The sequence below is a fragment of the Dolichospermum sp. DET69 genome (assembly GCA_017355425.1).
Taxonomy (GTDB): Bacteria; Cyanobacteriota; Cyanobacteriia; order Cyanobacteriales; family Nostocaceae; genus Dolichospermum.
Genome location: CP070233.1, coordinates 4,809,193 through 4,824,288, shown reverse-complemented (window position 1 = coordinate 4,824,288; position 15,096 = coordinate 4,809,193). Strand labels below are relative to the sequence as shown.

General features: G+C 38.0%; 13 protein-coding genes. 8 read left to right on the top strand and 5 right to left on the bottom strand.

Translation table 11 applies throughout. The features are described 5' to 3' along the window. Nucleotides 1-140 precede the first annotated feature (140 nt). The 6 genes from EZY12_22065 (at nucleotide 141) to folP (ending at nucleotide 5,176) form a co-directional block, all read left to right on the top strand. Nucleotides 141-1,835, top strand: coding sequence for an NAD(P)/FAD-dependent oxidoreductase (locus EZY12_22065; protein QSX67369.1), 1,695 nt, complete (start codon nucleotides 141-143; stop codon nucleotides 1,833-1,835). A gap of 176 nt (nucleotides 1,836-2,011) precedes the next feature. Beyond that, on the top strand, nucleotides 2,012-2,497 hold the full coding sequence (locus EZY12_22060) for a GIY-YIG nuclease family protein (protein QSX67368.1): 486 nt from the start codon (nucleotides 2,012-2,014) through the stop codon (nucleotides 2,495-2,497). 45 nt (nucleotides 2,498-2,542) lie between these two features. Then, nucleotides 2,543-2,947 (top strand): hypothetical protein, encoded by a 405-nt coding sequence (locus EZY12_22055; protein QSX67367.1) that lies wholly within the window; start codon nucleotides 2,543-2,545, stop codon nucleotides 2,945-2,947. 6 nt (nucleotides 2,948-2,953) lie between these two features. Next, nucleotides 2,954-3,379 (top strand): HNH endonuclease, encoded by a 426-nt coding sequence (locus EZY12_22050; GenBank protein ID QSX67366.1) that lies wholly within the window; start codon nucleotides 2,954-2,956, stop codon nucleotides 3,377-3,379. Between the two features lie 178 nt (nucleotides 3,380-3,557). Next, on the top strand, nucleotides 3,558-4,283 hold the full coding sequence (locus EZY12_22045) for a triose-phosphate isomerase (protein ID QSX70778.1): 726 nt from the start codon (nucleotides 3,558-3,560) through the stop codon (nucleotides 4,281-4,283). Nucleotides 4,284-4,330: 47 nt separating this feature from the next. Continuing rightward, complete coding sequence (folP, locus tag EZY12_22040; GenBank protein ID QSX67365.1) at nucleotides 4,331-5,176, top strand: dihydropteroate synthase; 846 nt, start codon at nucleotides 4,331-4,333, stop codon at nucleotides 5,174-5,176. Nucleotides 5,177-5,223: 47 nt separating this feature from the next. Here folP and EZY12_22035 read toward each other — a convergent pair whose 3' ends face one another. From EZY12_22035 to EZY12_22015, 5 genes are all read right to left on the bottom strand, one after another. Continuing rightward, entirely contained in the window at nucleotides 5,224-5,775 is a 552-nt protein-coding gene (locus EZY12_22035; protein ID QSX67364.1) for a hypothetical protein, read from the bottom strand. Continuing rightward, a complete protein-coding gene (locus EZY12_22030) occupies nucleotides 5,776-7,233 on the bottom strand; it encodes a serine/threonine protein kinase (GenBank protein QSX67363.1) in 1,458 nt (485 codons plus the stop codon). 229 nt (nucleotides 7,234-7,462) lie between these two features. After that, the gene (locus EZY12_22025; protein QSX67362.1) at nucleotides 7,463-9,094 is read right to left on the bottom strand and encodes a tetratricopeptide repeat protein; all 1,632 of its coding nucleotides are present in this window, start codon (nucleotides 9,092-9,094) and stop codon (nucleotides 7,463-7,465) included. A gap of 121 nt (nucleotides 9,095-9,215) precedes the next feature. Further along, a complete protein-coding gene (locus EZY12_22020) occupies nucleotides 9,216-10,214 on the bottom strand; it encodes a DUF2207 domain-containing protein (protein QSX67361.1) in 999 nt (332 codons plus the stop codon). Between the two features lie 160 nt (nucleotides 10,215-10,374). Next, entirely contained in the window at nucleotides 10,375-10,860 is a 486-nt protein-coding gene (locus EZY12_22015; GenBank protein QSX67360.1) for a hypothetical protein, read from the bottom strand. Between the two features lie 139 nt (nucleotides 10,861-10,999). Between EZY12_22015 and EZY12_22010 the strand changes: the two genes are divergently transcribed. Then, a complete protein-coding gene (locus EZY12_22010) occupies nucleotides 11,000-12,199 on the top strand; it encodes an ATP-binding protein (GenBank protein QSX67359.1) in 1,200 nt (399 codons plus the stop codon). A gap of 172 nt (nucleotides 12,200-12,371) precedes the next feature. After that, on the top strand, nucleotides 12,372-14,741 hold the full coding sequence (locus EZY12_22005; GenBank protein ID QSX67358.1) for an ABC transporter substrate-binding protein: 2,370 nt from the start codon (nucleotides 12,372-12,374) through the stop codon (nucleotides 14,739-14,741). Nucleotides 14,742-15,096 lie beyond the last annotated feature (355 nt).

Sequence of the window (15,096 nt, the reverse complement as noted above, 5' to 3'; positions counted from 1 at the left end):
TTCTTTTTTCACCTTGTAAATAAATTATGAGTTTATATCAGAAGTCGGGGATCTGGGTTTATCGTCTATTTTTTTATTTATTTGCAATTTGCGCTAAATATAATAATATAAAAAAGCCAGGTTTGTATGTAATAAGAAATATGCAAGAATACGACGTTATCATCATCGGTGCTGGACACAACGGCTTAGTTTGTGCGGCTTATTTACTCAAAGCAGGTTATAGTGTTCTGTTACTAGAAAAACGTCCTGTTCCTGGTGGTGCAGCAACAACAGAAGAATGTATCCCAGATAAAGCACCAGGTTTTAAATTTAATTTGTGTGCCATTGACCATGAATTTATCCATTTGGGTCCAGTAGTTGAAGAATTAGAACTGACAAAATATGGCTTAGAATATCTAGAATGTGACCCAGTTGTATTTTGTCCTCACCCCGACGGTAAATATTTTTTAGCTCATAAATCATTAGAAAAAACCTGTGCAGAAATTGCTCGTTATAATGAAAGAGATGCTAAAAAATATGCCGAATTTACAGATTATTGGCAACGGGCAATTAACGCCATGATTCCCATGTTCAATGCCCCACCCAAATCAATTATAGATATTTTTGGCAATTACAATCTTCAACAAGTTAAAGATTTATTTTCTGTAGTTGGTTCTCCCGCTAAAAGCTTTGATTTTGTGCGAACAATGCTTAATAGTGCTGAGGATATTCTCAATGAATGGTTTGATGAAGAATTTTTGAAAGCACCCCTAGCTAGATTAGCATCAGAATTAGGAGCGCCACCTTCTCAAAAAAATCTGGCAATTGGGGTGATGATGATGGCTATGCGTCATAATCCTGGTATGGCTAGACCTCGCGGTGGTACAGGTGCATTGGTGCAAGCATTGGTGAAATTAGTGACTACGAAAGGTGGAGTAATTCTCACAGACCAGCACGTAGAAAAGATTATCATTGATGATGCTAAAGCTGTAGGTGTGCGGGTGGCAAATGGTAAAGAATATTTAGCAAAACATGGAGTAATTTCTAATATTGATGCCCAAAGATTGTTTTTACAAATGACTGAACAAAGTGATATTGATGCAGTTGATCCTGATTTATGGGAAAGGTTAAAACGCCGCATTATCAACAACAATGAAACTATCCTGAAAATAGATTTAGCATTAGATGAACCGCTGAATTTTTCTGATCATGATCATAAGGATGAATATCTCATTGGTTCAATTCTAATTGCCGATTCTATGAATCATGTAGAACAAGCTCATAGTAAATGTACATTAGGGGAAATTCCCGATTCTGACCCCTCCATGTATGTTGTTATGCCTAGCGCCCTTGACCCCAGTTTAGCACCACCGGGGAAACATACTTTATGGATTGAATTTTTTGCTCCTTATCAAATTGCTGGTGCAGAAGGTACAGGTTTAAAAGGGACAGGTTGGACTGATGAATTGAAAAATAAAGTGGCAGATAGAGTAGTGGATAAATTAGCAACTTATTCGCCAAATTTGCAAAAATCAATCATTGCTAGAAGAGTCGAAAGTCCAGCGGAATTAGGAGAAAGATTAGGATCATACAAAGGTAATTATTATCATATTGATATGACGATGGATCAAATGATCTTTTTCCGACCTTTGCCAGAATTAGCCAATTATAAAACCCCCATTGAAAATCTCTTTTTAACAGGTGCAGGAACACACCCCGGTGGTTCAATTTCCGGTATGCCAGGACGCAATTGTGCGCGGGTATTCTTGCAGAATAAACAACCCTTTAGTCAGGCTTTAAAGGATGCAGGAAACTCAATTAAGTCTACAGTGGGTTCTGTATTTGGGATAGGATAGCTATAACTGGGTATTTAGGGCAGGCAGATCAAGATAAGCCTGCCTTATATGTAAATATTGTATACAGTACCTTAGTTATGATTGAAAATGCTTATATAGAAACATTGCCTATTTTTATACATTTGTGTAAGATGTAATTATAGTAAAAATAATGTAGTAAGTAGGCAAGCCAAAAAATGACCGAAGAATTAAGAAAAAGATACTTAAGTATTTTCCGTAATAAGAGCCAAGACTTAGAAGCAGAATTAGAAATAGAAAGAGATTTGAGAAAAAGAGCAGAGCAAGACCTTACAATAGAAAGAAATCTTAGACAAAGACTAAAAGAAGAACTTCAATTTTTTGAAACTCTTGTTCCATTACCAAAAATAATTCAGTGTGAAGATTGTAAACAAGCTCCTATAGGTGAACCTGGGGTAGTTTATTTTATTTATTCAGTAGCAGATCCTAACTGTATCAAAATTGGTAAAACTCAGAACTTGCCTCGGAGAATAAAACAGTTACAAACAGGAAATCCTAGTGATTTAAAACTTTTAGGATATATAATAGGTTATACAGATATTGAAAAGTTGTACAAACGATATTATCAACAATTTAGAACTCAGGAAGGTGGTAAAGAATGGTATAGGGATGCACGATTCAGATTTAAATGGATTGATGATTGAGAATAAGGGAAATCACCAGACAAAATAGCTCCTAACCTTAACCCTATGCTTAGTGAAACTGTAACTCTCCAAATCCCGGAAATTATCTATCAGCGATTAGTTAATACTGCTAATGCCACTCAACGTCCCTTAGAAGAAGTAATGCTTCATGCTTTGCAAGTTGGTAGTCCACCAGCATGGGATGATGTCCCAGAGGAATTTCAAGCTGAAATTGCAGCATTAGATAAGCTAGATGACAATACTCTTTGGCAAATTGCCAATAGTCGGAAAACAGCAGATGATATGGACAGATATAATATCCTGCTTGATCATAACTCTAGGGGTATACTTACTGAAGTAGAACGATTAGAGTTGATGTCACTTCGATATGAGGCTGATTTATTTATGTTATGTAAAGCCCAAGCAGCAGTATTACTCAGTTGGCGAGGGTATCGTCTATCAAATTGTTAAATTATTGTGTCTACATATATTTCTGAAAGTTTAAGAAAAAAAATTATAGATAGGGATAAATCACGTTGCTGTTATTGCTTAACATCTGAAGCAAATAGCGGTATTCCTATGACTTATGATCATATTCAACCAGTTTCTAAGGGTGGAGAAACAACTTTTGAAAATCTCTGTTTAGCTTGTCGTTCATGTAACGAATTCAAAAGTGATGTAGTTGAATCTATAGATCCTTTGAGTGGTGAAACTATACAACTTTTTAACCCTCGTCAACAGAAATGGACTGACCATTTTGGATGGAGTGCTGATGGTACAAGATTAGAAGGTATAAATGCTATTGGTCGCACCACAATAGTCAAGCTACGAATCAATAATCCAGTAATTCTTATTGCTCGAAAGCGTTGGGTAATTAGTGGTTGGCATCCTCCTCTTGATTGATAGCATATAAACAAATAACTTATAAAGCATCTCATTTATTATAAAGACCAACACTTCTGCCTATATTCCTACTGACTACCGTTTCTGTAACCCGATGGATTCTGCTTCGTGAATAGTCCTAAAAAGTAGTACATTAAAAAGTGCATCTAGTAGCATTAAAATTTTGATTAAATCACCTGTGCGGAAAATCGTTATTGCTGGTAACTGGAAAATGTTTAAAACCCAGGCAGAATCCGCAGACTTTTTAAGCGGATTTTTGTCTCACCTGGAGGATACCCCCTCAGAACGAGAAATTGTACTGTTTCCTCCCTTCACTGATTTAAGCTTAGTGTCCAAATCTTTACATGGTAGCCGTGTAAATTTAGGCGCACAAAACGTCCACTGGGAAGAGAATGGAGCATATACAGGCGAAATCTCTGCCCCTATGCTTACAGAAATGGGTGTGCGTTATGTAATTGTTGGCCACAGCGAAAGACGGCAGTTTTTTGGAGAAACAGACGTAACCGTGAATCTCCGGCTCAAAGCTGCTCAAAAGCATGGACTCATCCCCATTCTCTGTGTTGGGGAAACCAAACAACAACGAGATGCAGAGGAAACAGAATCAATAATTAGCACCCAGTTAAAAAAAGACTTAGTAGACATCGATCAAACCAACTTGATCATTGCCTATGAGCCAATTTGGGCAATTGGGACTGGTGATACCTGTGAATCGAAGGAAGCAAATCGGGTAATTGGCTTAATTCGCAGTCAATTAACTAATCCCCTAGTTCCTATCCAATATGGCGGTTCAGTCAACCCGAATAATATTGATGAAATTATGGCACAACCAGAAATTGACGGCGCTCTCGTTGGTGGCGCTAGTCTAAAAGCTGATAGTTTTGCCAGAATTGTCAACTATCAATAATGGGGATTGGGGATTGGGGATACATCAATTAAAAGTTAAAAAATTTCATGTCTCATAACTTAACTATCAGAGATCACTGTTTTGCTTGGGGAAAGCGGACTTATATCATGGGGATTTTGAATGTCACCCCTGATAGTTTTAGTGATGGTGGTAAATTTAACACCACATCAGCCGCTTTAAACCAGGCACAGGCAATGGTGGCGGCTGGTGCTGACATTATTGATATTGGTGGACAATCAACCCGTCCAGGGGCAGAACAAATATCCCTAGAAGCAGAACTGGAGCGAGTGATATCAGTTTTGGAGTTGCTTCGTCCACTAATTGATGTCCCCATTTCCGTAGATACAACTAGAGCAGAAGTAGCTAAAGCTGCAATTATCGCTGGGGCTGATATAGTTAATGATATTTCTGCTGGTACATTTGACCCGCAAATGTTGCCAACTGTTGCTAGTTTAAATGTGCCGATTGTGTTAATGCACATCCGAGGAAAACCCCAAACTATGCAGAAATTCACAGATTATGAAGATCTAATTCCTGATATTTATCAATTTTTAGCTCAGAAAATTACCGAAGCTACACTTTTGGGAATTGACCCAAATAAAATAATTATTGATCCTGGTATTGGTTTTGCTAAAAACCATGAGCAAAATTTAGAAATTTTTCGCCGTTTAGAATCATTAAAAACCCTCAATTCTCCAATTCTGGTGGGAGCATCTCGTAAAAGTTTTATAGGTAATATTCTCAATCAACCAGATCCGAAAGCAAGAGTCTGGGGAACAGCCGCAGCTTGTTGTGCAGCGATTTTTAATGGTGCAGATATCCTTCGAGTTCACGATGTTGAAGAAATCCAACAAGTTACTTTAGTAGCAGATGCTATTTATCGTGAAGGTTAAGAGTCAGGAACAAGAAAGAATATAGAACCAGAAAAAGGGGTTGATGTTTACAGTTTACGGTGAATAAATCGAGATACTAAAGTTTGAAAAGTTCGTAAAATCCTTGGCTGAGGAATAATCCAATATTGATGACGATCTACCCATTGAAAGGATGCACTTTCAGTTTTTACCTTGGGCAGATTCCAAATATCTGATGGTGGTGGACCAAAATAACGCCGATAGAGTTCTAAAGTTTGACAATACTGCTGGTGATATTTCAGTCCCTCTTCTTTTCCACCTATACTTGGAAGATGATGCAGTGGTCTATTAAGCACCTCCCCACAAAATTTATCCCAATAAGACTGGGTATAAAGAAGGTGAAAATGCCATACTCGATCAACTGTGGTTGGAGGCGATAAAGTTTGGCCAGCAACCATGACGAGAAACACAAATTTTTTATATTCCTGAATTGCCCTGTAAGTATAAATTCCTGTCCATTGATATTCCCAAGCTAATTTAGCTGAAAAAGGCAAGTAAGCTGAGGGCTGGTCTAATTCAAATTGACAAATCTGAACATATAAATTTTGCTGTTCTGGTGTCATTTTCACGTCATTCATCAATCAACAACCTCCTCCACAGCCAATTTCTGGTGGCACTTTTGGAGTTGGATAAATAACTTTCATTTCTATCCCTAAAAAATCACTTATTTCCTGTCCTAGCCATAATAATTCACATTGAGATAAGTATTGAAGATTATGAGGATTTTGATGACTAACTTCGTATTCGATACTACCTGCGTACATAAATAACTTGGGATAAGTTGTTATTGCATAGGTTACTTTTACTACCCTCCCTTGGTCATTTAAATAGTTATCAAATGTATAGCCGGCGTTATACACTAAAAGATTAATTTTGTTGACCGAAGATGGGTCAGTCCATCGTGTAGGTTTTGATATGTCATCACTAAAGCCTATCCTGATAGTCGAGTTCCGATTAATAGATATGATTTTATATCTTAAATTAGTTGTATTAATTACGGCTGCAACCGGACGTATAAGCACACCTAAAGTAATTAAACCAAAGCAAACCAAAACAGCAATTCCTGATGTAAATAACATCCCAGCAACAATAGATAGGATTATTAATGGTAATGCTATACTCATCACTCCTAGTTCATATTTTTCCAACACTATTTCTAGTTTATTTTGATCTCGGTATATTTTTACCTTGCTACCAACAGGTCTGAGATGGGAATCATCGCTATGACTTTCATTTTTAGATTTAAGTTCAGCCATTGCTACTTTTGCAGAATCAAATCGTTGATCAGGAAAAGGATGTGTCATCTTCTCCAACCATCGGATCAACTTATTACTAATAGCAATATTTTTGACTTGTACTCTTCCATTAACTTGTGGCAGTTCAGCAGGGTGAACTCCCGTCATTAAATAAATTAGAGTCATCCCAAAACTATACAAATCTGAAGCTATTGTTGTTTGCCCAGAGAATTGTTCAAAAGGCATATAACCATAGCTACCCACTATAGTCATCGTCCCACTATCTTTACTCGCTACAGTTTGTACTGAACCAAAGTCCACTAAATAGAGATTGCCGATACTATTACCAGAACGGTTAGTCAAGAGAATATTACTTGGTTTAATATCTCGATGAATTATTGGTGGGATTTGTTCGTGTAGATAGGTGAGGATATTTAAAAAACTTTTAGCTAGTTCAATGACTTCAACTTCAGAAAATTTTCGTCCATTACGAATTACTGTTTCTAGAGAAGGAGCATCAATATAGGTTTGGATGAGAAAGAAACTCTTAATATTATCAATTTCTGCTTCAAAGTAATCCAGATATTTTGGGATTCCAGGGTGATTTAAGTTTTGCAAGGTTTTTGCTTCGCGCTCAAATAGTTTCAAGTCATCCCACTGAAATTCTTGACCAAGTTGTAAAGTCTTGACGATAACTAATTGTTGAGTATGTAAATCCTTGGCTAAGAATGTCTGTCTTGCTGCCTTTTTACTAAGCTGTTGGCAGATTTCGTAGCGATTGACTAAGAGAACTCCAACTTCCATTTTCACCTCATTTAAAATTTTTGTAATTATGCAAAAACTTGTTACCCTCCAATTTTAAACACATCCCACTTCCAGGTGCAAGGTCTTCACCCTCATAAATATACAAATAATTGGGGATAATTTATTTCTTGGAACTCCCTTGCGGTAAATCATTCAATTCATCCACGTCTGGTGTTGGCTTCACAATTTGTAGACCTTTCGACAATTATAACGGGGAATATGCTGAAATCTACTTATTATTTATCTCCCGAAGTAAATTAAGAGTAGACTGATATTCGGCTATTTTTCCTTGTTGTTGAAATAGTTCAGATGCTTTTTGTAAATTAGCGATCGCTCCTTTTATATCGCCTATTTGAGCGAGTAAAGCACCTCTGCTTACGTAGGCTTCTGCAAGAGTAGGATTAAGACGTAAGGCTTGGTTGTAATCTGCCATTGCTCCTTGCAAATCTCCTAATTTAGCGAGGGCAAGACCTCTCATTACATAGGCTTCTGCATATTTAGGATTGATATGTAGTGCTTGGTTGAAATCTTCGGTCGCCCCTTTCATATCTCCCAATTGAAGGCGGATAAAACTTCGCTTGCTGTAAGCATCTGCAAGGTTAGGATTAAGACGCAGAACTTGATTTAAATCTTCAATTGCTCCTTTCAAATCTCCTGATTCAGCGCGGGCAAAAGCTCGGCTATCGTAGGTTTGTGCAAAGTTGGGATTAAGACGTAAAGCTTGGTTGTAATCTTCAATTGCCCCTTTCACATCTCCCGATTGAAAGCGGGCAATGCCTCGGTTAGAGTAGGCTACTCCAAGATTAGGATCAAGACGCAGAGCTTGGTTATAATCTTCCATAGCTCCTTTCACATCTCCTGATTGAAACCGGGCATAACCTCGGTTATAGTGGGCTATTCCAAGGTTAGGATTAAGACGCAGGGCTTGGTTGTTATCTTCAATTGCCCCTTTCACATCTCCTGATTGAAATCGGGCAAAACCTCGATTACTGTGGGATAATGCAATGTTAGGATTAATACGTAGTGCTTGGTTGAAATCTTCAATCGCCCCTTTCGCATCTCCTAAGTCAGTACGGGCAAGACCTCGGTTATTATAGGCTTCTACAGAGTTAGGATTAAGACGCAAAGCTTTATTCAAATCTTCAATTGCTCCTTTCGCATCTCCCGATTCACGGCGGGCAAGACCCCGGTTATTGTAGGCTTCTACAGAGTTAGGATTAAGACGCAAAGCTTTATTCAAATCTTCAATTGCTCCTTTGGTATCTCCCAATTCGCTGCGGGTAGAACTCCTTTGATTGTAGGCTTTTACAGAGTTAGGATTAAGACGCAAAGCTTTATTCAAATCTTCAATTGCTCCTTTCATATCTCCCGATTTACGGCGAATAACACCTCTGTTTACGTAGGCTTCTACAGAGTTGGGATTAAGATGCAAAGCTTTATTCAAATCTTCAATTGCTCCTTTCGCATCTCCCGACTGAAAGCGGGCAATGCCTCGATTGCTGTAGACTACTGCATCATTAGGATCAAGACGTATGGATTTATTTAAATACTCCATCGCTCCTTTCAAATCTCCTGATTCATACCGAACAGCACCTATGTTATTGTAAGCCTCGGCATCATTAGAATTAAGATGCAGTGCTTGGTTAAAATCTTCCAGCGCACCTTTCACATCTCCTGATTCCAATCGGGCTTCACCACGCTTGATGTAAAATTTTGGATCTTGTGAATTAACTTGTACTAACAGTAATTTTGATTCTCTTCCTGACTCTAAAATATTCGGTACATTTTGAGCATCAACTTTAGGGCTATATAATATTGCTCCTAACACAAAAACTAAAGTTGTTAATTTTGACATTTTCATTTTGTTTTCCTTCTTCAATTAAGAACTTTTCAGATTTATCAATACCTTCGCTATAGTGCAAAACATGAGAATTGCTACTAATAACCGCTACTTGTGATGAGGTGTAAATGCTGACTGGCTATCAACCACCACCGCCGCCGCCACCACCACCGCCGCCGCCACCACCGCCGCCACCACCGCCACCACTACTTTCACTAATTACTGGAATTATTTTTTCAGACACGTTATGGTATGAGCAGTTTGTGCAGTGGTGGGTTACTCTTTGCCTTCCTGTATGGCTAGTGGTTGCAGCAACTAATATTCTAGAATTCCGGTTGAGGGTAAATTTTTCACATTCAGGACATTTTCGATCATTGATTGCTGAAAATATGTAATAGGCAATTGGGGCAAAAAAGATCAGAAACATAAAGTTAGTTAAATTAAAAACTTTATCAAAGTCGAAAAAGCCGCGTTTTTGCCAATTAGCTTGAGGAATATTGAGAATTTCACTCTTGAATGTTACCTGAACTTCTAACTCTTCCTGGGGTGGAATAGCCTGATTTGCTACAAATTCCAATGTTTTTGGATTTACTTGACTGGCTGTAGCTGGTATACCAAAATTTTGAAAATCTTCGACTTTACCTGATAAAGCTTCTGGCAGTTGTACCCTAACTTTTGCTGTTTGAATTGGGGCTTTACGGTCAGCAAAAATGGCTTTCCAGTAAACTTGAGTATTATCACCATTAATATGCAGTCCACCAACTACACGATATTTAATTACAAAAATATGTGATTCTGGTGCTTTTAATTGATGTTGCCAACGAATCCAAAATTGATTATTTTCAATTCCAGTTTCACTAGGAATGATTTGATTATTTTCTTGAACCGTTACTTCCTTAATTTCATCAACTTTATCTAAAGGAATATAGCGATATCTTTGATTTGTCCAATCTGATGTAAAAACATACTTTTGTGTTTCCGTAACTAACATATCTCCGTTAGTTTGCACATCAATATTAACGTTGATATAGTCCCAATAAAAAGGAGGTGTTTGTGCGGTAGCATGATTGAGAGAAAGACCAATAGTGAAAAATAGAGCAATGCAAAATAGAGAGAATCTTCGGATAAATTTAGTCCACATAATTTGATCCTTTATCTGATTTTCAAGAATTCTTTATGAAGCGAAAATGTGAAATTCCCGCACAATAATCAAAGGTTTTTCTATAGCTCAAATTCATAGCATTGAGAGCTTGAAAACTTTACTTTTTGACATAATTTTTCTGGTTTCAATTTTGAATTGTTTACAATGTGTCTTTGCTACCCAAATTTTTTTCTTCGGTGTCTGCAATATTGAGAAGTTCTATGATGTCTTTACGCGCCAAATCTGGATCTTTGTTTAGAGGTATAATCTTGTAGTAAAAAGTGGCATACATTCCTTCTTCAGAAACTGTAGCCGAACCGCTTGATATGTCATTAACTTTGCTTTCCAATTGCTTTGTTTTTTCTGCGTCTGGAGGTGTTTTAGAGATTCGAGAAAAAGACATTACAGCAATAACATCATTATTGAGCATTCTTCCAAGTTCTGGCACGATAAATCCATATTGAGTCCGATTACCCTCAACTCCAGCTAATATTGAAATACGTCCATCTTTTTGGACTTCATAATTCATACCTAAACGATCTAAGAAGGCTGTAATCGTCGAAGGTTTGGTTTGAGCAAATGCCTGAGTTGATAACAAACTCATAAGTGAAACTGTAGTAACAGCGGTTGAGATAAAACGCTTCATAAGTGTTTTCCGTCGTCCTTGAGGAATATACTTAATATCACTGATCGGAATTAAGTATTTCTAGTTAAGTTTCAGTTCACTACAAGATTGATCTAAAATTGAGCTTGACAGATTTGGCACAAGCCTCTAATAATCTCCCATGCCTAGTCTCAAACTCTCAGTTACCGGACTACAAATCATCAAACAAACTCGGAAAGAAAAAGGATGGACGATTGATAATCCTTGTTGGTTAGAAGCCGCGAGTCAAATTCTCGAACCCACACGGAACTGGGAAAATGCGGAAGTTTTTGCAAATGGTGTATCTTTACCTACCTGGAAACGGTTTCTGAAAGGTGATGCTATTGATGCCTCAGTATTCAAAGCGTTTTGTCAAATTTTGGGGCTAAATTGGCAAGACGTACTGGCACGTTCCCTGGATTTTTCTGGATCTAGTACATCCCAAATCCCTAATATTCCCTTATTCTTTGGGCGGGGTTATGAACTACTAACTCTAACTCAAGCAATTGAACAAAAAATACCCTTGATTGTGATTACAGGGATTGGTGGTATTGGCAAAACGGCTATAGCCTCAAAACTTGTCCAAGCAGTACAATCTAGGTTTCAACAAACGCTGTGGTTTTCTTTTCACCGCACCTTACCAACAACAGATTTACCATCGCTACCACCGAAAACTCTACTAATTTTTGATGGTTGGGATGGAATTTTGGGGGGCGATCGCGCTGGCAAATATCTTCCCGAATATATTGCCTATAGAAGTTTTCTGGAATCGGTAGTGCAAACACCCCATGAAAGCTGCGTAATTTTGACCAGTCGTGAACAACCAGAAGGATTAAATAATTTAACGGCCAATGGTGCAGTTTTTTTGCCTTTGGGTGGACTAATGGAAGGAGCGATCGAGCTTTTGCAGCATCATGGGCTGATATTTGATGCCGAACAATGGATGATTTTGGTAAATCAATATGGTGGTAATCCATTATTTTTAAATATGACAGCAAATTTAATTCACGAATTATTTGCTGGGAATGTGGGAGAATTTCTAGCTTCGGGAACTATTGTCGCTGGTGAATTTGAGCCACTGGTGACGCAATGGCTTAAACACATTTCCTCTCTTGAACAAACTCTACTTAAATGTTTAGCTACATATCCCCAGGGATTGACTCGCGAGGAGATACAATTAGAACTTACAAGCCATGCTTCAACAGGAAATATTTTGTCTGCACTTTTATCTTTAAAAAGACGGGCATTAGTAGAAACCCTGAAAGTAAATACACAGGAATACTTTATTTTGCAGCCTGTTCTTCTAAAATGTGTACAGCGTTTATTTACTTCTCATTTTTAGATGATGTTTAAAAACCTAACCCCCCTACCTCTCCCTAACCCTCTCCTAAGAGGAGAGGGAAGCAGAAAAACTTTTTTTAGCTGGGGGTTTCAAAGCCTCTCTCCTTGCAGGGGAGAGGTTTGGAGAGGGGTTGATTTGATTTATACACTAAAACCTTTTCAGGCATCCTCTTATGGCTTACTGTATCAATCCAGATTGTTCACAACGAAAAAATCCTGATAATTGTGCAGTATGTCAAGCTTGTGGAACAGCACTTTTACTGCAAAATCGCTACAGGCTGATCCATCCCCTACAACTTGAGACACATAGCTATACAGAAGTATTTGAAATCGAAGATTTACTTGAGCGCGAGCGCCCCAAGGTTCTCAAGTCACTAAAAAATGTCACACCTGATCTACTTCGATTATTTGAACAAGAAGTATCAATACTTACCGATTTACGACATCCTGGTTTACCTGTTGGTGAAACTATATTTCCACTTTTTTTGCAGACAAATCGCCAATTACGCTGTTTCGTGATGAAAAAAGTTCCTGGTGAAAATTTGCAGACTTGGCTATCTAAAAATCAATATTTAACATCATATAAAATAGCTTTAGATTGGCTTTATCAATTAGTTGAGATTCTCGAATTTGTACATAATAATAGTTTTTTTCATCGAGATATCAAACCTGCAAATATTATGCTTCGCCCTGATGGGAAATTAGTTTTAATTGATTTTGGTGCGGCGCGTCAATTGACCCAAACTATTGTTAATAATCAGCCAGTAACAGTGATTATTTCCAGTGGTTATACTGCTCCCGAACAAATGCAAGGACAAGCAGTTCTCCAGTCAGATTTCTATGCTTTAGGTCGGACTTTTATATATTTACTGACAGGGATTGATCCGGCTCATGATAGTCGCGCTCGTTCCTACAATTGGTTTAAAAATATTAAAGATAAAAAAAATCCTCAAAGCTTAATTCATCTAATTCAAACGATGACGGATACCGATCCACAGCGTCGTCCACCAACTGCTCAAGCAATTCTAGAAAAAGTTGCCAATATTAAAAATAAAAAATATCCGCAGTTGCAATGGCGAAAATTCTATTTAATGATAGCTTGCGGTGTTTTGATTACCATCGGATCAAAACTAATTTATGAAAAAACAGCACTACCTCTGACCTGTGATAATGTTCTAGAAGATAATCTTAGTTGTGGTGAAGAAATCCTTATTCCTGATAACTTTACGGACTCAAATCAGCCGCCAGTAGAAAAGCGATCAGCAATTGCACAATATCGAGCTAAAAATTTTCCTGACGCTATACATTTATTTACAATTGCTTTCAATCAACAACCAGATCCAGAAACTTTAATTTATCTCAACAACGCCAAAATTCAAACGCAATTTACCACAGATAAAATTCATACGATCGCAGTTACAGTTCCACTTGGGCGTTCTACTATTAGAGGGTTGGAAATCTTGCGGGGTATAGCTCAAGCTCAAACTTTGATTCTGCAAAGTGGCCAGCCTTTACGGATTCTAATCGCTGATGATCATAATCGTGCAGATAGCAACACTGGCAATAATGCTCGTCGAATTGCCAAAAAATTGGTAAAGTATCGAGATTTACTCTCGATTGTGGGTCATTTTTCCAGTGATGCAACCAAACAAACGCTGCCAATTTATCACAAAGCAGGGGTAGTTTTAATTTCTGCAACTAGCACTTCTGATCGCCTCAAAAGTCCTATTTTCTTCCGTACTGTACCTAGCGATCGCATTGCGGCACAAAAAATGGCCACCTATCTCTTCTCGGAACTGCAACAGCGAAAAGCAGCAATTTTTTACAGTCAGGATAGTGAGTATGCTCAATCTTTATCAACAGCGTTTCAAGAGGCTGCAAAATTACTGAAAGGGAATGTGATTAATCAGGAACCAGCTTTCAATCTGGCTAGAGATAATTTTGATGCGAAAGCGGCTTTAAATCAAGTCAAAACTCAAGGTGGAACGGCGATTGTCGTTATTCCTGATGCTGGAGTAGGATTACATAATGCCATTCCCAATGCTGTAAATGTAATACATTCAAATGTTAACCAAGCTTGGATTGTTGCAGGTGATAGTCTCTATGATGCTGACTTACTCAAAGCTGATCAAATTGTCTCACCACAGGGAATCGAACGGACGGCGTTAGCCATAGCATGGCATCCTATGAATGATCCTAACTCTGCGTTTGTACAGCAAGCTCAAATCCTCTGGAAAATTCCTAAAAAAGCACTTGCTACCAATACTGAAATCTCTTGGCGAACTGCAACAAGCTACGATGCAGTATTAGTATTAAACAAAGCCATCACAGAAAACCCCACCCGCAGCGGCATTCAAAAAACTCTTACCCAACCAAAATTCTCGGTTAGAGGGACAACTGGAGTAATTCAATTTGAGGAGGGCAATCGCAAATATGGCACAATTACAATGGTTGTGGTGCGTCGTCATTGCAATTCCAGTGAGTTTGTGTTTACGCCAAGCGATTTCACACCAAAAGACTGGAAAAATTGCGGAGAGTGGTAATTTTTATTTCTGGGTTTAAAGCTAGTATGTTAATTCTGTGTATTTTGGAGGGATTGTCTAGAAAATTATTGGTGTTACCGTAGTTTACACCGAAAGCATCTTTTCCAGGCACTTCCTCATGAAAATATGCGACACATTTTGTGCATGAAGTCTTATGGGATAAGGGATTCAGAATTAACACACTAGGTGGAAGGTCTTCACTCTCATAAATATACAAATAATTTGGGATAATTTATTTCTTGGAACTCCCTAAAGTGATTTTACAGCAGCACACATATTGCGATCGCTTGGTTGCAACTTTTAAACAGGAAATTGGTTGAGTGAAATACAATAACTCCACCCCCAACCCCCTCCC